Consider the following 21,596-nt stretch of genomic DNA (forward strand, 5'->3'; position numbering starts at 1 on the left):
TTAATAGCTGGCGTTCAGGCTGAAGCCGGCCGTATGGCTGGCCGTGCGGAACAGCTCAGGCTTGCGTACGGGCCAGCCGACAAAGGCGTCGTACTGCACGCCCTGCCATTGGCCGCGCAGGCCCACGAAGGCACCTGTCAAATTGGTGGCGATCAGCCAGGCGGCAGATGGTCCGGCCACTTCGCCGTGGTCGAGTCCCGCATACGCTTCCTGGCCGCTGCTGCCCAGCGGCACGCCCAGCTCGTTGCGCAGCAGCCAGCCCCGTTCGGCCGACAGGCTGCTTTCGCCGTCATAGCCGCGCACGGTATACCGCCCGCCGATGGCAAAACGGTCTTGCGGCACCAGCGGCGTGCGGTTGTGCTGCATGCGCCAGCTGCCGGAATAGCGCAGCGACTGGCCGGCTAGCGTGAACGGGGCTGCCAGGGCCGCGTCGGCCAGCAGCAGCTTGAAGCGCGACGTGCCTTCGCCGAACGCTTCCTCGGGCGCGGCCAGCGCATCCATCGCGCCCGTGCCACGCCGGTATTGCAGGTTCAGGTCCAGGGTGGCCTGGCCCAGGAATTCGCGGTGGCCGATGCCCAGCTCCCAGCCCGCCATGCGGCGGCGCTGCACTTCCACTTCCGTGTCGTCGATGAAGTTCTGCGCGGAACGCTGCCAGCCCCGTAGCGACACCGTCGTCTTGCGCGAGGCGTCGCGGTAGATCAAACGCGACAACTTGACTTCGCGGTTCTGGCTGGCGCCGCTGTAGTTGTAGTCCTGGCTGATGCCGGCCACGGACTGGTGGTAATGGCTGTCGCTGGCCGTGAAAGCCAGCAGCCAATAGGCGTAGGGAATCGAATAGTGGGCCACCATGCCGGCCGTGCCGCGCGGACCGTCGCGGTCGCCGTCGACGTTCTGGTTCAGACTCAGGTAAAACAGGTCGTTCAGGGTCAGCCAGTGGTCATACGACAGGGTCACGCTGCCCTGCAGCTTGCCCGTCGAGCGCGAACCGCCATCGTCGAGGCCCAGCGCCAGGCGGAATGGCAAGCCCTGCTTCCACTGGATCTGCAGGTCGCTCTCGCCCGGCTTCGCGTTGCCGCCCTCGGCCGGCATGATCTGGATATCGGCTTCGGCCGTCGGCACGCGCTTGAAATTCTCCAGCGCCTGCTCCGTGTCGCGCACGTTGAGCAAGTCGCCCGGGCGCGCCGGCACGGCATTCCACCAGGTGGCGCGGGGGTTGGTGCCGGGCGCAAAGCCGATCTGGCGGATGCGCCCCGGTATCAAGGTCAGGGTTAAGGTGCCCTTGCTCAAGTCCTGCGGCTCGGCCAGCACGCGCGTGGTGACGTAACCGCGCGCGATGATGGCGTTCTGCATGCGGCCCATCAGCACATTGATGGCCTGCGTGCCCAGGCAACGGCCCAGCGCAGAGTCCGGCGTGCCCAGGTCGTCGCGGCTGGCGGCGCCCAGCGCCCACTGGAATTGCGCGGCATCCTCGCCCCGCAACTCCAGGTGGTCGATGGTAAAGCATGGCGATTCGCCTGCGGGCAGGCGGTTGGCGGATGCGGCCGTAGGCGCCTCAAGCAGGCGCACGTCGGGCATGCGTTCCTGCTGCTGGCGCAGGACGCGCTCGCGTTCTTGCTGGCGTATCAGTTCTTGGCTGGCATCGTCGCGCTGGCTGGCGCCAGGCGGGGTGGGAAGGGGCGGCGCGATGTCGGGACGGGTCTGCGCGGACACGGCGGCACACAGGGTGCCGCTAAACAAAAATACACCGCACCATGGCGTCAAGCGCAGGTGCATATGTTGCCTCAAATAATTATTTATGTAAGTAAATTATAAAATAACTATTTCTATATAGCAACTATATTTATTTCTTGAGAACTTTAGCGATTTAGTAACTACCTTTCAACTATCCAATTACCACTAGTAAGACAGGTGGGCAGGCAATGGCCAGTGCTGTCATGAAGCCACCGAGACCTTCTGTGTGCATTTTTTGCAGCAACCCGCACCCCTGAGAAATCGGGGCCTGCGCGAATCGAAGTGATTTGGAGAGATAGCGATGCCTTGCATCTGCATCGGCGGCCTCCCCTCATGGCTATTGCAGCGCATGGCAAGCCGCCGGGACGTACCGCCGCTAGCCTATGGCGGGCGTCACCGTGCCGGGCCCATCCTGCTGCCGCGTCACCATGCGCAGCTTGTAGAGCGCCGACGGCCGGTACCGGGCGCCCAGTACGGCCCACACATTATGCAATTCCTGCGTGCTGAGGCTGACCAGTTCGCACGACAGCTTGTCCAGGCCGGTGGGGAAGCCAGGACCGCTCTGCGCGTCGAACGCGGGCCGGGCCTGGAAGTAGCCCAACACGTAGCTGAGTACTTTCAGGCCCTCCGCGTAGTGGTCGAAGGACGCGGACATCATCACGTACAGGTTCAGGTGCAGCGGCGCGGGAGCACCCGCGTAACCACCACCCGAGGTCCGGACCGGAATGCCGGGCGCCGGCGCGGTCGTTTCCTGGCCGATATTGACGAGGGTGACGACCAGCTTGCCCTCGAACACCGGCAAGGCCGAGCCATCCATGGCCGACAAGCCGGACAGCACCGCCACCGAATCGGTACTGCCCAAGCGTGCCCTCAAAAAACTGTTCAGTTCGTGAACTACAAAGTTCAGTGCCGTGTCTATCATCGATACTCCAAAAGGTAAGGTGCTCATCTTTGCGCAAACGCGCCGCCACGACCTACGTCGTCGGGAACGGTTCCCTCACGGCCGCGGCGCAGGCATCGTCAATAGTACCCGTGGGATCGCCCGCCAGAATGGCCACGCCGGAAAAATCCCCGATCCCCGGCAACAGGCGGGCCACGTGGCGGCCTGCGCATTCGGCATTGAAGCGGCGGTTTTTGCATCCCCATACAACGGTTTCCACAAGGCGGCTTATGTAGTAAACATAACAAAATGAAAATTTAGTTAACGTTGTTACAATTGAAGAGAAATCTTATTCTGAATTCCGCTAGAGTTTATCTTGTCGCGGCGCTCATCAATATCGGCATAGGCAAGTCGACGATGTCCTTGACCAGCAAGACGATACATATCTCTGCAGTGATGACGGCGCAACAGCGTTCTACCGGGTACCTGAAATTCCACGTTTCTCAACAAAAAGCGAGGCATTTGATATGGCAACTCCAATTTCACAGTGCAGTGTATTCATCCAGATCTGGATCGATACCAATGCCGTACAGGCGGGACAGACCAAGGGCATCTACCTGGTCGACAACCGCACTTCGGGCGGCAGTCAAAACGAGGGTTCCGTCAACCTTCAAACCAATTGCACGCGCGGTTCGTTCATCTGCTGGACGATCATACCGATCGATCCGAATTTTGTCGCTTCGGGCGGTTCCGTCCAGATCCAGTCGATTGGCAACTCGAACGTCTGGGGCGACAGCGGCCAGCCGCAGCGCGTGGACAATTGGAACTTCACGGGTCAGGCGCAAAGCGGCACCAGCGGCAACTATGCCTTGGGCCTCAATGTCCAGGCGCCAGGCGGCTCCGGCATTTCCCTGAGCATCAATCCTGGCATCGCAGCCCACTAACCGGACGGGAGAATCTCATGAGCTATCAGGCAACGCAGCAACCTTTCGTCCGCGCCGTTCCCCAGAATGCCGCCATTCCCAACCCGCAAACCCAGATTTCGATCGTGATCGACACTGCGTTCATCGTGGCAACGGCCGGCAACAACATCAATACCGGCGTCTACATGATGGACGACCAGCTGAACTCCGGCAGCTCCGGCGAGGGACAGCTGGAACTGAGCACGGTATGCCCGGTCGGCAACCTGATCGGTTTCACCGTCTACCCCCTGGATCAGAATTCGGGGGATACGGTCGCCATCACCGGCTTCAACGTTTCTCAGGGCAACGTGTTCGGCAACCAGGGCTATCCGCTGCAGATCAAGCCTAACTACTGGATCGGCCAGGCCACCAATGCGGGCAACCAGACCTACCAGATCCAGGTAAAAGTGACGGCCGGCGGCTTGCGTCCGACCGACTACTACATCAACTGGGATCCGTTCATTACCGCGCGCTAATCCGGCGCCGGAGCAAGTCCGCATGGCTGGCGCTTTCGTGCGTGCCGTACAGGCGCCCGCCTCTGCGGCAGCCGTCCAGGCGCAGGTCGTGATCGCCGTCGACACCGCCTATGTGGCCGGTGCCGGCGGCAGCAGCATCACGGCCGGCATCTACCTGATGGATAACCAATTGAACACCGGCAGCACCGGCGAGGGCAGCATGACGCTGCACAGCGTGGTGCCGGTCGGCGCACTGATCGGTTATTCCGCCTACCCGATCGACACGGGTTCCGGCGACACGGTCGTCATCACCGGCTTCAGCGTCATCGAAGGAAACGTCTTTGGCAGCCCCGGCTATCCCATCCAGCAAAGCGCTGGCTACTGGATTGGCCAGGCAATGAACATCGGTTCCCAGACTTACAAGATTCAGCTGCGCATCACGGCGGGCAGCTTGCGGCCCACCGATTATTACGTGTATACCCAGGCCGGGCTGACCGCCCGATAAACGCATCAGCGTGCATAAGCGAGGATCACCGTGCCGTCATTCAGTCCTAACAACAGTTATGTGGTGTACACCTCGTATAGCGGGCCCGATGCGCCTGGCGAGCTGCAGGCCTGGCTGCTGCCGCCGCAGTTCACCTATGGCAAGCAGTCGCCGCCTGTGCCGCTGGCGCTCCCCAACTTGTGGACGGGACTGGGCGATCCATCCACACTCAAGCTGAGCAACCCCGACTTCGCGATGGCGGTGACCTTCAATCCGCCGCCGACCCGGGCCAGCGTCACGCTCAAGCTCACGCTCACCGGCCTGAACGCGTGGAACACCAGGCCCGCGTCGCGCGCCGCCTTGCGCAGCAATTTTCTGGCGTTCGTGGCCGGCATCGAGACGGCTTTCGAGCTCAGCTCGCCGCCGCTGCTGGTACCGGGCGCCACCGCGCAAATCGCCGCCACCCTGATCCAGTACCTGCCGCTGCCGCTCGGCGAGCTGCTGCTGTACGGCTGCGGCCTGGAAACGGGCATCGGCACCGGCGCCCCCGCCTCGGTCGACCTGCGCCCCGGCATGCGCCTGCGCAGCGAGCCATCGCAGCGCCAGTACCTGGCGCCGCCGAACCAGGCGTTCTCGGCATATGTCGCCACCGGTTCGCTGGCATGGCACGTCAGCACCAATGTGGCCAACGGCACGGCAGTGCAAGCCTTCGATGCCTTCCTCGGCACCATCGCCGCACCGCAACTGGTCCCGCCGCAGTCCCCATCCGGTCCCGTAAACAGCCTGATCGATCTGCAGCAATCAGGCAGCGCATTTCGCCATCACCGCCTGATCTATCCGCAAAACGTCATTGCGGCCGGCGCCCCGGGCAGCAGCAGCGCCAGCACCAACGTCCAGATCACGGGGGCCGCCACGCTGGCCGCCCTGCGCAGCAATCCCGCACTCACCGCCACTTTCTTCGGGCGCGACGTGGTCATTCCCGAGATCGCGGTCCTGCTACAGCTGGGTAACAATGCAAACCCGGAATCGGTATACCTGCCGGTGGGAACCACCGTCGCCAATCTGCTCGAGCGCTACACCACCTGGCTGCCGGTCGCGCAGGCCCAGCGCGTGGTATCGCTCAGCCGGCTTGCGCTGACGACGAATGCCAATCCGGGCGCCGTGGCCTATTTCACCGTCCAGTTTGCCGCGCCCAACGCGCTGGTCAACGACGTGCAGGCGTTCGCGCTGCCGCTGCTGGCCGGCGACTATGTAACCATCGCGTTTGGAAGCCCGTCTTGAACGCCGCTGCCGCCGGCCTGCAGTTCCTGCAGTCGCCAAGCTGTCCGCTGCTGTACGCCGCCTCCGACGATGGCACCGTGCCGCCGCCCGGCTCGGTGCGCCGCGGCTTCCTGCTGCCGCCAGGCGCGCAAGGCGGCGCCATCCTGACCCTGGCCCAGACCTGGGCCATGCCCGGCACCTACCTGTTCCTCGAACAGCCGCTGGCGGCCGGTGGCGAGACGGCCTTTGCCATCGCCGCCTGGAACTTGCTGGGCCAGCCCAGTTTCAGCTCGCCGCGCATCGCCTGGTTCGACAGCGGCGTGCCCGCGAACGGCCAGCTCAACGGCTACGTACTGGCGCTGGCGCAAGGCGGCTTGCGCACTTCGCGCACGCTATACCTGCCTTACCGTAACTACGCGCTGACGGTCGGCGTGGGCACGGCCTTCGGCCTGGACCCGGCGCAGCCAGGGTTCACGCTGTCGCAGAACGCGGGCGCCATTGCGTTCAGCTGCGGCTTTGGCGCCAGTGCGCTGGGCGGCACCGGCCCGGTCAGCATCGCGCTGCAGGGCGAGCATGCCGGCAGCCTGCAATTCCAGCTGGCACTGGGCGCCACCGGCGGCGTGCCCGACCTGGCCTTGCTCGATGTCGGCATGCGCACCTACTATCCCACCGCTGGCAGCGGCACGGACGATGCCACCTTGCTCAGTTCACTGCACTATCCCCTGTTCGACGTGGCCCAGACACCCACGCTGCAAGCGACGCTGGCGCCGTGGAGCGCGGCCGAGGAACGCAGCTTTTTTGCATTCGCGGCGGCCACCGGCGCCCTCACCTCCTGCTATGCGGGCGTCACCGGCCACGCATTGACCCTGGCGCCGCTGCAGGACGCGAGCGGCCCCACGGCCACGCCGGCGCGGCTGGTGCTGGCAGCCCGGCCCAGCGCATTTCCCGCCTCGTCCGACGACCTCTACACCCTGATTCCGAAAGGCGACTTTCTCGTCGCCGCCAGCGGCCAGCCGCAGGCCCAGGCGCCCAGCGCCGCCACGGTCATGGCCACGGCGGCGGGCAGCCGCTTCATGTGCGGCCTGTCGGGCGTCGAATATATCGGCCTGGCCGCAGCCAATGCGCTGTCGTTCTTCAGCGGCGCGCCCGCGTTTGCCGACGGCTTCGATCCCGCGGCGGCCAACGCCGCGCCCACCCGCCTGACGGCTGGCGCGACGACCGCCTGGGCCCTGCCCTGCGCGTGGCTGGCGGGCGAGGCTGCTGCACTCAGCTACTTCGCCCAGCCCGATGGCGCGGTGCTGTACCAGCCGTCCAACGCCGGCGCGCTGGCGCCGCTGGTGTATCTGGAGGTGGGAGCGAACACGCTGCCGGCCGCCGTGACCGCGGCCAACGCCATGCCGCTGCTGCCGTATGCGGGCATCGACGGGCAGGACCTGGCCGCCTGCCGGATGCTGGAAACCCGGGTCATCAGCCCGCTGCGGCGCGCCACGATCGCCGCGCGCGGCAGCGCGCCAGCCGCCGCGGCCTGGCGCGCGCAGCCTGGCGTGGCGGCCAGCGCCAGCACCGGCCTGGGCAGCGTCACCCCGCAAGGCCTGCTCGCGCAGTTTGCCGACCCCACCTTGCACACCATCGAGTCCCTCGTCATCGCGCAAATGGCCGACGGCAGCCGCTTCGCGCTGCACACCATCGCCAACGGCGATCCGCTGCGCACGGCGCTGGCCAGCAACCAGCTGCTGCTGGTCATGAGCAATCCCGCCGCGATTGCCCCCTACCTGTCGCCCGACCCCGCGCAGCGCGAGATCACCATCCAAGACTGGCGCTTCGCGCTCGACGCCGACCAGTGGACCCCGGCCACCACGCCGCCGGCCCTGCACACCGCCATGATCTGGAAATTCGCGCGCGGCGCGCTGGCCGACCTGATCAACGATCCCGGCAGCTGGGCGCAGGCCCGGGTAGCCGGTGCTCCTGCGCCTGTGCCCTTCAACCTGGACGACGGCGCCGCCAGCGCGCGCATCGGCGCGCAGATCAGCGACGCGATCGCCCAGTTCGACAACGGCCGCGGCGACATCGATTTCGCCGCCTTCGTCACGGCCGTCACCGATCCGAACTGGCAAGGCATCCTGTTCCTGAACGTGAGCACGCCGCTGGCCCAGCTCCCCCAGCAATGCAAGGGCTTGGCGGCGGGAATCGACCCGTCGCTGTTTCGCGCCCACCACCTGGCGATCGAGATCAGCAAGATCGACGCCAGCGCCACCCCGCTGACGCTGCGGCCGTCGTCGATGTTCGGCCTGGTCGACTATAACGCGCCCGTCACGCCGCTACGCGCGAGCGGCGCGCCCTACCAGTTCCAGGTCGATTCGCTCAAGGTGCGCTTTCTGAACTCGGCGATCGCCTCGTTCGCCAGCAAGGTCGAACTGATGGTGCGCCAGCTGTTTGGCGACGCGGTCGACCAGGCGCCCGCCGACAGCATACTGTACCTGTTCGGCGCCCTGCAGCGCCAGACCGTGGCCGGCGTCGTGCACGACACCTACCTGTTCCGCACTGCGCAAAACCAGCCGAAGGTCTTCCCCATCGTGGCCGGCAATGTGTTCAACGCCATCGAGGTGGGCAGCGCGCAATTCGTCACCGAATTCGATTCCGCCAACGATGGCTTGACCCATACGTATTTCGCGCTGGCCGGCCTGCTCGATTTTGCCGCGCTCGAGATGGACGTGTTCTCGTTCGGCCGCAGCGGCGGCGACGCGCCCGCCGGCCTGCGCTTCAGCAAGCTGATGATACGCATGGCATTCGCGCCCGACCAGCAGGACAGCGCGCGCTTTGCCTTCGATGCGGGCGGCATGGCGTTCGACCTGGCCACCAGCGTCGCCCGGCCAGACAGCCTGTACCAGCACTTTCCCCTGTCGCTGGCAGCACTGCTGCAAGCCGATTCCGTCAGCACGCCGGGCGGGGCTGGCTATCTGGGCTTGCAAAGCGCGCTGACCCAGAGCGACCTGGCCTATCCCTGGTACGGCCTGGTGTTCGACCTCGATCTGGGCACCCTGGGCGCGCTGGCCGCCAAAGCGGGCTTCATCGCCCAGTTCATCGCGGCCTGGAGTCCGGCCGCCGGCAGCTACCAGGTCTTCGTCGGCCTCAAGCTGCCCGGCAGCGATGGCGGCAAGGACACGATCAGCATCGAAGGCGTGCTCGACCTGGGCTTCCGTGCCCTGGTGCTGGGACAGAACGGCGCCTCCACCTATTACCTGCTGCTCAACGCACTGGCGCTCAAGTTCCTGGGCATCAGCTTTCCCACCGGAGGACAAATCGACATGGCCCTGTTTGGCAATCCCGACGACCAGCACAACTCGAGCCTGGGCTGGTATGCCGCCTACACCAAGGACCAGGCCCAAAAACCCGCCGGCGCCAAGGACCGTTTGGCGCACGCGGCCTTGCGCCAGACCGCGCTGCGGGCGCTGGGCGGGCCGCAGGGGGACGCAACATGAAAGTGCTGGTCTGGAACATCAAATTTTTCTCGAGCAGCCGCATCGTGGGGCAGACTGCCACCGGCTATGCCGAAGCGGAAAACCTGAGCCGCACCAAGAACGACGCCGCGCGCGCCCTGGCCACGCTGAGCTACATCGTCAGCACCGTCAGGCGCACGGCGGCCGACGTGTTTGTCGTGGTCGAGCCGCGCGCCTCCGCCGGCGAACCGGGCACCCTGGCCGACAGCAGCAGCGGCGGTCCGGCCGGACTGATCCTGCTGCTGGCGCACCTGCGTTCGATGCTGGGCAACACCTGGTACCTGGTGCCGCCGCAACGCATCAACTCGACCCAGATCGACATCATCGACGGCGGCAGCCGCTACACCGAGTGCATCGGCGTTTTCTGGAACAGCAAGAACGTCACCTTCACGGGCCCGTGGATCAATACGGCCACCGGGCCGGCTGCGGCGGGCACGCCTGCCGCCTACACGGGCGCCTACGCCAACGTGGTGCCGGCCGATAGCACCTGGGCCGGGACGACCTCGTTCGCCGACATCACGGGGTTTCCCGATCCCACCTCGCGCCGCCCCTTCCTGACCACGTTTACCGAAGTGGCCGCGCCCCAGCGCACGCTCGAACTGTATTCCGTCCATTGCGACACCGCCAACGGCGCGCGTGCCGCCGACGCGATCCGGCGCATCGGGTTTGTCGACGCGGCCAAGAAAATCATCCTGATCGCGGGCGACTTCAACGTCGATGTCAGCGCGCCAACGGGCTCCGGCTACCTGTCGATGAACTCGACATTCAGTAAGGGATTCGCCAAGCTGTATCCGGGGCCGATCCAGACATTCTATAACCGTTTTCCGCAATTCGGCCCCACCATGCTCAGGCGCGGACCCGACGCGACGCCGGGCAATTACAGTAAAAACGAGACGCTCGATTTTGCCCTGATCCATCTGGGCGCCGAAGCGGGCAACATCGACAACTGTCTGTGCGAGGCGATCGACCGGGTCGCTCAGACTCCAAGCCGGATCGGGCGGGCCATGAGCTATGCGCTGTCGGATTTCACGCGCGGCGACAATCCGATACCGGTGGACCGTTTTCGCGACCGCTTCAATTTCGGCAAGATCGGCACGCCCGCGGGCATTCCCAGTGCGCCAGCCGTGCTGGCCGACGGCACCAGCGACCATCTCCCCATACTCCTCACCGTATAAGAACAACCATGCTCACAGCACAGCAGCTCGCGTACGCCCTCAGGCAACAGGCAGGCAGCAACGGCCAGGTCCGGATCGACGATGCCCTGCTGGGCATCAGCGGCTTCGACGACCTGGTGCGCCGCAACCTGCAACGTGACGACGGCGCCGTACTGCTGCTGGTGGACCCGGCCACGATCCCGCTCGACCCGCCGGCGGCCGGCTTTACGCTTGCCGGTGCCGGCGTGCCGTCCGGTGCCGACGGTTTCCTGAACCTGGACGGGCGCGCGGCGTCGATCGCCTTCGCGTTCGGCAGCAGCATCGACGTCACCCTGACCTTGCAGCCGCAGCAGCTGGCCAGCGGCGCGGCAGCCGACTGGGCGCTGGGCAGCAGCTTCCCCGAAATCGCATTCGAGCCCTACGACCAGCTGGCCCTCACCGGCAGCGCGCTGGTGCTCGCCAGCGCCCAGGCGGACCAGGGATTGCGCCTGGCCTGCAGCCTGGTCCCGGACGGCATCCTGCGCGCGCTGGCCGACCTGCTGCAGCTGAAGGCCGCGCTCCCGCTGGGCGGCGATCTGCTGCGCGACGCCAAGGGCCAGCTGGCGTTCCGGCTCGGGGCCGAGCTGAATATCGCGCCGTTCGGCATCGACGGCATCCTGACGCTGGAGCAGCCGCGCGTCGTCGTCCAGTACGCGACCACCACGGGGGCCGACGGCACCGTCCAGCACTTCACCGACGTCGCGCTGGCCGCGACGATCTCGGCCGGATCGGCAAACGACGGCCAGGTGGTGCTCGACGTGACCCTGGCGCTGCCGCTGTCGGACCCGGAATCGCCATTGATCCAGCTGTCGGTGATGCCGCGCGCCTTCAGCGCCAGCCTGCTCAGCCTCGGTTCGCTGGTCGGCGGCCAATCGTGGAACGCATTCTTCAGCGGCCCGGCCCAGGAGCTCAAGCCGTATTTCGACACCTTCGGCTTCATCGGCTACAACATGACCCTGACCACCTCGGCCCAGGTCAACGCGCTGACCCTGGTCGTGGGTACGCTCAAGCCCTGGCCCCTGTGGGACGCCTATACGCTATCGCTCAGGGCAACCTGGGACGTCACTTTCCTCCGGCCTGGCACGGTACAGACGCTGCTGCTGCATGCGGGTTTCGATTACGACGGCAAGATGCAGTTCGACGTCGACGTGTATCTGCCCAGCCTGCACATCACGGGCCGCCAGAGCGGCGCTCCGGTCGTGCTGTCGCTGGCCGCCGTCAACAAGACCCTGTTCGGCGGCGACCTGAACGTGCCGGCCGACCTGCTCACCATTTCGGTGGGCAATTTTTGGATCGATATCGACAAAACCAGCCGCCAGCTGGGCATCGGCGCCATCGCCAGCGCCAGCATCGCGCTGTTCGGCACGCGCCTGCTGACGGTCGAGGACATGGCCATCAGCGTGGCAATCGATGCGTCCGGTCCCGTCAAGAAGTACAGCGCCACTTTGGACGGGGTGATCGGCCTGGGGCCGATCCGGGCCCAGGTCAACGCCGCGCTAAGCAGCGATCCCAAAGTGGGCTGCACCTTCACCGTGCACTTGGTCGACGAGACGGTCGGCACCATGCTGGGCCACCTCGTGCACCTGGTCGACCCCACTTATACGGTGTCGTTCGGCGCGCCGTGGGACAAACTGCTCGACATCTCGCTCGACGCCCTGGTGCTCAAGGTCGACATCACCAACAAAAAGGTCGACATCGACTATGTGAAGACGATCGATCTCGGCTTCCTGACGCTGACCCAGCTCGGCATCTCCTGGCAACAGAACGCCAAGGGCCCCAGCACGACGAAGATCACGCTCGCGGGCAATCTGCTGGGCGTGGAATTCGGCGGCGACTCCGGCAAGCCGCCGCTGGCCTGGGACCCGATCAACGACAACCCTCCCGCTGTGCCGGGCGGCGGCGACAAGCTGCTGGACCTGCGCTATGTGGGCATCGGCCAGCACGTGGGCTTTGCGCCCAGCTGGCAGCCGGCCAACGTGGAAGCCGTCATCGCCAAGCTGGAACAGCTGGCCCTGCCGGCCGGCGGCTCGAACCTGCCCAACCTCACCTCGCCCGACGGACTGCGCTTTCGCAGCGACAGCAGCTGGCTGGTGGGCGCCGACTTTACCGTGCTCGGCACCGTCAAGCTGGCGTTCGTGTTCAACGATCCGAACCTGTACGGCCTCCTGATCAGTCTGGCGGGCGAGCGCGCCAAGAGCTTTGCCGGACTCAAGTTCGAAATCCTGTACCGCAAGGTCACCGACACCATCGGCGTCTACCATATCGAGCTGCAGCTGCCCGACGCCATGCGCCACCTGGAGTTTGGCGAGGTGTCGCTGACCTTGCCGCAAGTCACCATCGACATCTACAGCAACGGCAATTTCCGCATCGACCTGGGCTTCCCCAAGGGCCTGGATTTCAGCAATTCATTCTGCCTGCAAGTGTTCCCCTTTATCGGCTATGGCGGCTTCTACTTCGCCCTGCTCGACGGCGACACCTCGAGCCGCGTCCCCAGGATCAGCAACGGCCGCTTCGACCCCGTCATCGAGTTCGGCATCGCGCTGTCGGTCGGCGTCGGCAAGACCATCGACGAAGGGATACTGTCGGGCGGACTATCGGTGGTCGTGGTCGGCATCGTCGAGGGTGTGATCGGCTGGTTCAACCCCAGCGACGCCGCCGTGGACAAGGTGGAATACTACTGGCTGCAGGGGACCGTCTCCATCGTCGGCCGCCTGTACGGCACCATCGACTTCTACATCATCCAGGCCAGCGTCTCGGTAACGGCCTATGCCAGCGTGATCGTGGTCATCGAAGCCCATCAGCCCATCCTCATTTCGATGTCGGTCGGCGTATCCGTCCAGGTCAGCATCAAGATCGTGTTCTTCACCATCCACTGCTCGTTCAGCGCCACCGTCAGCGCCTCGTTCAGCATCGGATCGGCCTCGCCCACGCCGTGGGTGCTGGCTTCCGGCAGCGGTGCGCCGGCGCGCCTGCAGCTGTTTGCCGACAACGCCGGCGTGCACGCGCCGCAGCAGCGCATGCACGCCGATTTTTCCCGCCTGGCGCGGCGCCAGCTGATCCAGCGCCGCCTGGACGCCGGCGACATCACGCTCGACTGGCAGCCGCAAACCGTCTTCGCCGCGCCGCGCGCCGTCACCCTGCACGCGATGCCCGCCTTCACCAGGGCCAATGGCGGCGTGGCTGGCGTCATGCTGCTCGGCATAGGCAACGGCATCCCGGCTCGCGCGGCCGGCTTGCGCGCGCACACGGCGCTCCAGGCCGGTGCCGCAGATGCCGGCATCGGCGACGTGCTCGAGGGCCTGGTGCGCTGCGCCATCCTCAATGCGCGCGCCACGCTGGGCGAAACCGATGCGACCCTGGTCAGCCACGACGACGTGGCGCTGCTGGCACGCGCGTTCGCCGACGACGCCACGCTGGCGGCCGCGCTCAGCTACGGCGGCTTCCTGGACACCTTCCTGGGGCTGAACTACCGGTTCACCATCGCAGCGCCGGCCGCGCAGGCGAACGGCGACGAGACGGGGGTGGCCGTGTTCCCCATGCCGCCCGTACTCAGCATGACGGCCGGCGCGGGCGCGCCGCTCGATTTCGGCGCCTACAACGCGCTGGACGCCACCACGCTCGAGAAAATGCGCGCCTATTTCGCGCTGCTGGCGGTCGACTACGAACAGTTCGTCGCCCAAAGCGGCGATGCGGCCGCCCCCATGGTGCGCGCCGCCGCGCCCACGCCGATGGCGCAGGTGGTGTTCGAGCAGTACTTCGCCATGCTGATGCGCTCGGTGGTCAAGGCGGCCGGCGACGTCATGCAGAGTTTGCCTTTCAGCCTGGACCAGCCATTCGGCATCACCCAGGTACGCGCGGCACTGGGCGACCCGGGCTTGCCCGCCTTGAATGTGGTCTCGCCGAACCGCGCCAAAACAGCGCTGCTGGCGCAAGGCAGCCGCATCACGTTTGCCGGCGTGCAGCACCAGGTCGCGCTGGGCGAAAGCTTTGCCAGCGTCGCCGCGGCCTTCAACAAGGTGCTCCCGGCCGACGCGCAGCTGAGCGCAGCCGGACTGGCCCGGCGCAACGCCGCCAACGGCGCCCTGCTCGGCGCCGGGATCAGCGTCGCCTTCGGCGGCCTGGCCTGGACCAGCCTGACCGGCGAAAGCGTGAACCTGATCGTCACGCGCCTGCTGGCGCGCGCCGCGCCGCAGAGCTTTTTGCAGCAGCTGCCAGGCCTGCAGACGCAGGCGCAAGCCCTGCTCGAGGCCAATCCCGCGGTGTTTCCCACGCAGGACCCGATCGCGGCCCTGCGCCTGCCCATCGATCCCGTGCGCTTTGCGCAGCTGGCAATGCCGCCGCATTCGCCGTTCGGCCCCTATGCCACGGTTGCGGGCGATACCTTCACCTCGGTCGCCGCTTCGCTGATCGGCCTGGCCGGCGGCCTGATCGACAATGCAGCTGCCGCCGCCTGGGTCATCGCGCACAACACGCTGCCGTCAGCCGACCCGGCCGCGCCGCTGCCGGCCGGTCTTGCCCTGGCCTTGCCCCCCGTAGCGCATACGCTGCTGGCCGGCGACAGCATCGACAGCCTGGCCGATATGCTGATGACCACGCCGGCCACGGTCACTGCGGCGCTGCTGGCGCTGCCGCCGGCGACGGCGCTGCTGGCGCCGCAAGCGATGCTGGACCTGCCGGACCTGGCCTACGCGGTGCGCGCGGGCGACAGCTTCACCAGCCTGGCCTCGCTGTTCAACCTGAGCCTGGACGGCCTGGCCGCTACGCTCGACGCTTCGCAGACGCCGGTCTTTGCCGCCAATGCGCAGATCATCGTCGCCGACGCCGAGCAGATGACGGTCAAGCAGTTGCTTGCCGCGCTGGCCGCCACCCAGTGGCGTACGATTGCGCCGATGGCGTCGCGCTTCATGCTGTCCGGCCTGCGCTTGCCGGACCCAGCCGACAGCGCGTTCCGGAAGCTGACGCTGGAACAGATGCGCGAGCCGCATGCGCTGGGCGCCATCGCCACCCTGCCCCTGTACGCGCAAACCGGGCAGCAGTTCGCGCTGGCCCCGCCGCTGGCCGACGATTACCAGTTCACGCTGGCGCCGGATGGAAAAACCAGCTGGATGGTCAATCCCGCCCCGCTGGCGTTTCCGCTCAGTAGCGAGCAGCGCGACGTCATCGCCGCGATCGGCGGCGCCGCCTTCGCCCCGCCCGTCTCTCTTGCCGCGCTGCCGCTGTTCCGGCTTGCGCCCACGCGCTACACCTTGCAGCGCCACCTGGCCTGGCAGCCTGCCAGCTTGCCGGCCGACGCCGTGTATGCGCCGGCCGCCGCCGGCAGCGTCACCGGCAGCCCCGATATCTGGATGTTCCCGGACGCGCTGTGCGCGCAGCTGCAGGCCGACGGCGCCGCGCAGCCGCCGTACGCCCTTTCCATCGGCACCCAGGAAACCGCCGGCGCCGGCATGAGCGTCCGCGGCGCCAGGGCGTATGCGTGGGCTACGGCGGTACGGGTCGGCGTGCAGCAGCTGTCCGGCGCGGCCGCGGCCAGCGCCAGCGGCGCCTCGACCATCATGGTGACCGGCGTCGACGACAGCGGGCTCGCCCTGCTCGACGCCGTGCTGGCGCAACTGGGCCACGACGACGCCACCCTGTTCCTGCTGTATTCGCCGAATCCCGCATCGACGGCCAGCGGCATGTTCTCGGACGACCTGGGCGCCCCGACCGCGCTGGTCCAGACCAACCTGTCGACCCTCAGTCATAGCGCCGCGCCGCTGCTGCGGTCGCAACGCTCGCCGTTCCTGCTCGACCAGCAAAGCGGCGCCCCGACCTATGTGGCCCCGCTGGCTCAGGCGGCGGCCTTCGTGCAGATGCTGTGGGAATGCTCGATCGTGCGCAGCGGCGGCTACTACCTGCGCTACGCGGCGCCCAATGACGCGCTGCCGGCCGCCTTGTTCAGCAAGGGTGCGCAAGCGGAACTGACGCTGCTGATCGTGCTGAAATCGCAAAATGGCGCGCATGCGCCCATACTGCCCTTCAATAACTGCGCCATCGCCGGCGACAACCTCGATCCCGGCACCAGCAATGTATTCGTACAGCCGGCAACCTGGCTGGTGCCCGGGCAAAGTTCGCTGAACGATGCACAGGCCTATGCCCTGCAGACGTTTGGCCTGGCGCTCGATGCCGGCGCCATTGCCACCATCAACGCGGACGTTCCGCAACTGCTGCGCCCCGGTGCGCTGGCCGAGGTCCCCTCCGGCACCGACGCCGTGCGCCTGGACGACACGCTGGGCACGCTGGCCGCGCGCAATGGCCTGACGCCCGCGGCGCTGGCGAGCTACGCGGGCAATGCCCACGCGGCGCTGCTGGTGCCCACGGGCCTGCTGCAGTTCAGCGCCGGGGCACTGAGCCGCGCCCCCGCCATCGCGGCCGGCAACGCCGGTTTCCAGCTCAACCGCCCGAACCCGGACCCGTCCAACGCGCTTCAGGCAACCGCGATGGATGGCGACAGCATCGTTGCCGAGCTGTTCCACATGCTGGCGCAGCGCGTGGTGCCCAACCTGACCGGCCCGGCCGGATTCTACGCCAGCGGCGCGGCCGTGCCGACCGGCCCGGCCCAAAGCCTGCCGACGGAAAACGGCGCCAACGCGCCATCGGACACGCTCAATGACCACTGGGACTACCACCAGGCAGTGGCGATCGCGCCGTTCGCGCTCAACGCCTGCGGCAGCCGCAGTCCCGCACTGCCGGCGGCAGCGCGCAGCCCGTATGCCGGCGTGGACGCCGGTGCGCAGGTGACGCTCGCGTTCGAATTTGCCGACCCATACGGCAACACCTTGCCGATGCCGGGTGGCGCCCAGACCCTGAGCCAGCCCGTACGCTATTTCGACGAATTGCTCGGCATGGCGCGCTGGCCGGCGACGGCGCTGGCCTACACGCTCAGCGGCGACGGCAGCGCCGATCCCGCGCTGCAAGTGGCACTGTCGATGCAGCTCGATAAGTATTGCGTCTCGCCGACGGTAAGCCCCGATAGCGCGCTACGCAACGCGGCCACCGATCGCGCCACCTACGCGCGCGTCTACTACCAGCTGGCGCAGCCGGATATCGGCTTCACGCTGGCGACCACGCTGGAAGCGCCGCAAGTTCAGCATGCGTTGTCTTCCACGGAGATCCAGGGCTTCGTCATGTCGGCCTGGACCGTGCTCGACGCGCTGTGCGCAACCCGCGCCGCCGTCTTCAGCGCCAGCGGCGGCGAAACGCTGGGCGACGTCGCGGCGCGCCATACGCTGGCGCCGGCCGGGCTGTTCAACGCCAACGGCGCCGCGCTCTACGCCAGCGTGTTCGGCGCGACGCCGCTCGACGTGCCGCAGCTGTACACCACCGTGGCCGGCGATACGCTGGACGGCATTGCAAAAGCCTGGGAGATCGATGCGCAGCTGCTGGTGCGGCAAAATCCATGGGCCTTGCTCGATCCGGCCAACGACCTGGTGGCGCCGCCGCGGCCCCTCATCCCTGGCGCCGGCGACACCCTGGCCGCGCTGGCCGCCGCCAGCCAGTGTTCCGTCAGCGGCCTGGGCACGGCCAACCCGCAGGCGGCGCTGCGCAACGGCCTGGCGCTCGCCGTTGCCGGTGCCCAGCTCACCACGGACAACGACAGCTTTGCCACGCTGGTGGGCAAATTCTCCGGGCTGCAGCGCAATGTCACCATCGGCGAGATCGCCCTCGCCAACCAGAACGTGGCGGGCTTGTTCGCCACGCCCGTGACGCTGTCGGTCGACGACCTGCTGCCGTCCGCGCACGACTCGCTCGGCTCGCTGGCGCAGCGCTTCGGCGTGCCGATCGCCACCCTGGCGGCCGTCAACGCCACCGTGCCGAACCTGTTTGCGGCCGGTACCTCGCTGTATCTGCGCGTGGTCAGCGCGGACGCGCCCGCAGCCGGCACCACGCTGGCCCACTTTGCGGCGAACCAGCCGGTGCCACTGGCGGCGCTGGGCCTGGCGCGCTGGGACGGTCTTGCACCGGCACCCGCCGTCAACGCGGGCGCCGTGCTGGCGCCCAAGGCCGAGCTGGCGCTTCCGTCCTCCATCGACAACCAGGGCCACGACCGTCACGCGGTGTACCGCAGCCAGGCCACGGACAGCACGCTCGCGGCCATCGCGGCCAAGTTCGCCGGCAACGACGCCAGCGCGCTGGGCACCTTGAACATCGACCTGCCCGGCCTGTTCCTGGCCGGCGCGCCGGTGCTGGACGCCGCCAGCGGCGCCACGGTAACGTCGCTTGCCGATTCCACCTTCGCATCGCTGGTGAGCGCTTTTGCGCAAGCGAACCATACTGTCACGCCCGCCTCGCTGGCGCGCGACAATGCCACCACGACGCAACTGATCCGGCCCGGCGCGTGCTGGATCACGCCGCCGATGTGCGCGCTGGCCCAGAGCGACGGCCAGGCCGATACACTGACCCGCATCGCCGCGCGCTATGCGGGCAGCGTGGCGGGCGTGGCGCGCACCAATGCCGGCACGCTGGGCTTGCTGGCGTCGGGAGTTACCTTGCCGCCGTTCGATGGCATAGCCCACACCACCGGCCAGTTCGATACCTTCAACGCCCTGATCGGCCTGTACACGCCGCCCGGCGGCACGGCACCCACGCTCGATGCGCTGGCCGCCGCACTGGCCGACGTCGCCCTGATCGTGCCGGGCGCCCTGATCCTGCCGCCGCCGCTCGCGTGGTCGGCGTCGGTGCAGATCGCGCCGGCGTTCGCCGAACCGATTGTCGAGCTGAAGGTAGCGATCACCGAACGGCGCAATACCGGCCTGATCGCCGACGACTTCAAAGCCATCCCCGGCATCGGCCTGGCGACAGTGAACCTGCCGCCGCAAGCGGCCGCCGGCCAGGCCGCAGCGCTGTCGCTCGACGCCCTGGCCAGCGCGGTGGAAAGCGCCTTGCCCGGCGTGCGCGTGGCTACCGGCGCAGCCGATGCCGAGAGCGACAATCCCGGCCAGCACGCGCTATGGATCGTCAATTTCGGCAATCGGCGCGGTCCCGCGATCGGCTACCGCTTCGATCCGGCATCGACGGTGCGCTCGTTTGCCATTCCACCATTGTTGACCTCGCTGGTGTCGGGCTCGGTGCCGGTCACGCCTTACGTGTCGGGCACGGGACTGAGCGGCGCCGCGCTGCCGCTGAGCTTTGCCGGCATCGACCTCGACGTATGGGGCGCAACCTTCCTGGAAGCCATGGACCGCATGCTGGCTCCCGACTATGCGGTGCCGGCGCAGGAAATCTCGCTGGCTGGCTTCGATACCATCGTCAGCGCCAAACGCACGCTGGCCGCCGCCGTGGCAGGCCGCGTGCAGTACGTGCTGGGTGGCCAGGGCCCCGGCGAATACGGCCAGCCCGACCCGCGCCGCGCGGACGCGGTCGCTTCGATGGAACAGGCGCTGCTGCAGCAACTGTCGAGCGCCTACCTGATCGAGGGCGTGGTGCAGGCCAGCGTCGAGGTCGATGCGCCGTTCACCGATGCACGCATGGCGCCGCGCCTGTCCGGCCGCGCAAGCCTGATCCCAGCCGACTCGTCGGCCCGCCTGAACAATGCCTCGCTGTCCACCGCCAAGGTGGTGCTGGCCGACACGGGCGCGCCGGTGCTCGCGTCGTTCCTGCTCAGCCTGCAGGCGCCGGCCAGCGCGCGCATGGCCACCGTCGATATCGGCTACGAAGTGGCGCAGATCGAACGGCCCACCGCCCTGCCAGACAGCAACGGCTACCAGACCTCCACCTGGCTGACCCTGGTCCATCCGGCCGACAGCGCCACCGGCAGCATCGCCGGCGTGGTACTGCCGATTTCGCTGCGCGCATATCCGTTGCCGCCCACGCTGGTCGGCCAAAACGCCAGCGCGTCCATCCCCGTGCCGCTCAGCGGCAACGACCTGGTGCGCTGGAATGCCGACGCCACCTGGACCCACCAGGATGCCGACCAGGACCAGTGCGCACTGCGCATCGACGTCGGCACCGCTGCGGGCGACGCGCTGGGCCGCCAGGCCGACGCCGGCAATGTCGACGCCCTGTTCGCCGCGCTGGCGCAGTTCATCACAGTCTGGCCCGCGCTTGGCGCCGATGCGGGCCTGCTGGCGGCGCACCGTTGCGGCAGCCCGGCCAGCGCCGCCACCGTGGGTGCGGTGGCCGCCTTCGCCGCGCTGGCTGCGGCCGTGGCCGCCGCATGGCCAACGACGGCAGCGGTGACCCCGCCGCGCTTGACGTCGATGGCCATGGCCGGCACCGAAATCGTCCCCGGCACCTATGCCTACACGCTGACCCGGGCGCCTGGCAGCGGCCCGGACCTGAGCACGCTGCTGGTCCGCGCCGCGTCCGCCAACCCGGCACCGCTGTGGCCGGCGCTGGCGGTGGATGCCAGCGGCGCCGGCATGGCGGCGCTCACCTTGCAGTCGTCGACGCCATCGCAGGCCGTATATGCCTATCCGGCCGGCGTACCGCGCGATAGCGCGCTGCAATACCAGGCCACGGTGGCCAGTCTCGATGCCGTGATGGTGCCTAACTTCACGCTATCGGCCTCGGTGGTGCGCAATGCCGACCTGGTCGACGGCGTTCAGACCAGCCCGCTATTCGTCTACCAGACGCCGTACACGGCCTTTCCTGCACCGCTGATTCCGCTGCTGCAGGCAGACCACGACGTCGATATCGGCAGCGGTTCCATCGACCAGCTGGCAGCGGCGCTGCAAGCTTTCCTGCAAAGCTTGCTAACCCGCAGCGCTGCTACCGGCAATCTGGAGCGCACGCTGAAAATTGCCGTGAGCTACGGTTATGAACTGCTACGCCAGTCAGCCGCAGCAGGCGCCGTGCGTGGCGCGCGCAGCGCCGTGGCCGCCGCCGAAACCAGGCTGGTGCCGCTGCTGCCGATCGCCTTGCTGCCGGCGGTCAAGCTGCAGATCAATGGCGACCACCAGGCCTCGATCGACACGCTGGCGCAAGAGCTGGCTGCCTTTATCGCCACCTGGGATTCGCAGACCCAGCCGTCGCATACGAACGCGGCCCTGTTTTTCGACATCAGCCTGTTTTCCGCCAACGACGACAGCAGCGACAAGCCCCTGATGATGGCCCGCTCGGTACGCTACGTGCTGGCAGGCGCGTGAGGCATGGAAGC

10 protein-coding genes are annotated in these 21,596 nt (G+C 67.4%); 8 read left to right on the top strand and 2 right to left on the bottom strand.

The features are described from left to right. Both VPH41_RS14620 and VPH41_RS14625 read right to left on the bottom strand, forming a co-directional pair. Window positions 1-1,773: a ShlB/FhaC/HecB family hemolysin secretion/activation protein gene (locus VPH41_RS14620; RefSeq protein WP_328570595.1), complete on the bottom strand. Its 1,773-nt coding sequence runs from the start codon at window positions 1,771-1,773 to the stop codon at window positions 1-3. A gap of 334 nt (window positions 1,774-2,107) precedes the next feature. Next, a complete protein-coding gene (locus tag VPH41_RS14625; protein ID WP_328570596.1) occupies window positions 2,108-2,680 on the bottom strand; it encodes a DUF4255 domain-containing protein in 573 nt (190 codons plus the stop codon). Between VPH41_RS14625 and VPH41_RS14630 the strand changes: the two genes are divergently transcribed. From VPH41_RS14630 to VPH41_RS14665, 8 genes are all read left to right on the top strand, one after another. Next, window positions 2,643-2,924: a hypothetical protein gene (locus tag VPH41_RS14630; protein WP_328571252.1), complete on the top strand. Its 282-nt coding sequence runs from the start codon at window positions 2,643-2,645 to the stop codon at window positions 2,922-2,924. The two genes, VPH41_RS14625 and VPH41_RS14630, sit on opposite strands and share 38 nt — an antisense overlap. Window positions 2,925-3,138: 214 nt before the next feature. After that, on the top strand, window positions 3,139-3,555 hold the full coding sequence (locus VPH41_RS14635) for a hypothetical protein (protein WP_152284939.1): 417 nt from the start codon (window positions 3,139-3,141) through the stop codon (window positions 3,553-3,555). Window positions 3,556-3,572: 17 nt separating this feature from the next. Further along, entirely contained in the window at window positions 3,573-4,049 is a 477-nt protein-coding gene (locus VPH41_RS14640; RefSeq protein ID WP_152284940.1) for a hypothetical protein, read from the top strand. Between the two features lie 22 nt (window positions 4,050-4,071). Then, the gene (locus VPH41_RS14645) at window positions 4,072-4,533 is read left to right on the top strand and encodes a hypothetical protein (RefSeq protein WP_152284941.1); all 462 of its coding nucleotides are present in this window, start codon (window positions 4,072-4,074) and stop codon (window positions 4,531-4,533) included. Between the two features lie 30 nt (window positions 4,534-4,563). Next, complete coding sequence (locus tag VPH41_RS14650) at window positions 4,564-5,793, top strand: hypothetical protein (protein ID WP_328570597.1); 1,230 nt, start codon at window positions 4,564-4,566, stop codon at window positions 5,791-5,793. Then, window positions 5,790-9,251 carry a hypothetical protein gene (locus VPH41_RS14655; RefSeq protein ID WP_328570598.1) on the top strand — a complete coding sequence of 1,154 codons (3,462 nt, stop codon included), beginning with the start codon at window positions 5,790-5,792 and terminating at the stop codon, window positions 9,249-9,251. Before VPH41_RS14650 ends, VPH41_RS14655 begins: the two co-directional genes overlap by 4 nt. Beyond that, window positions 9,248-10,444 (top strand): hypothetical protein, encoded by a 1,197-nt coding sequence (locus VPH41_RS14660; RefSeq protein WP_328570599.1) that lies wholly within the window; start codon window positions 9,248-9,250, stop codon window positions 10,442-10,444. Before VPH41_RS14655 ends, VPH41_RS14660 begins: the two co-directional genes overlap by 4 nt. Window positions 10,445-10,452: 8 nt before the next feature. Next, on the top strand, window positions 10,453-21,585 hold the full coding sequence (locus VPH41_RS14665) for a LysM peptidoglycan-binding domain-containing protein (RefSeq protein WP_328570600.1): 11,133 nt from the start codon (window positions 10,453-10,455) through the stop codon (window positions 21,583-21,585). Window positions 21,586-21,596: the final 11 nt, after the last annotated feature.

This window comes from Janthinobacterium sp. P210006 (assembly GCF_036231885.1).
Taxonomy (GTDB): Bacteria; Pseudomonadota; Gammaproteobacteria; order Burkholderiales; family Burkholderiaceae_D; genus Janthinobacterium; species Janthinobacterium violaceinigrum.

Coding starts and splice junctions, on each gene's coding strand:
- VPH41_RS14620 (WP_328570595.1), bottom strand. CDS start 1,773: ATGCACCTGCGCTTGACGCCATGGTGCGGTGTATTTTTGTTTAGCGGC.
- VPH41_RS14625 (WP_328570596.1), bottom strand. CDS start 2,680: ATGAGCACCTTACCTTTTGGAGTATCGATGATAGACACGGCACTGAAC.
- VPH41_RS14635 (WP_152284939.1), top strand. CDS start 3,139: ATGGCAACTCCAATTTCACAGTGCAGTGTATTCATCCAGATCTGGATC.
- VPH41_RS14640 (WP_152284940.1), top strand. CDS start 3,573: ATGAGCTATCAGGCAACGCAGCAACCTTTCGTCCGCGCCGTTCCCCAG.
- VPH41_RS14645 (WP_152284941.1), top strand. CDS start 4,072: ATGGCTGGCGCTTTCGTGCGTGCCGTACAGGCGCCCGCCTCTGCGGCA.
- VPH41_RS14660 (WP_328570599.1), top strand. CDS start 9,248: ATGAAAGTGCTGGTCTGGAACATCAAATTTTTCTCGAGCAGCCGCATC.
- VPH41_RS14665 (WP_328570600.1), top strand. CDS start 10,453: ATGCTCACAGCACAGCAGCTCGCGTACGCCCTCAGGCAACAGGCAGGC.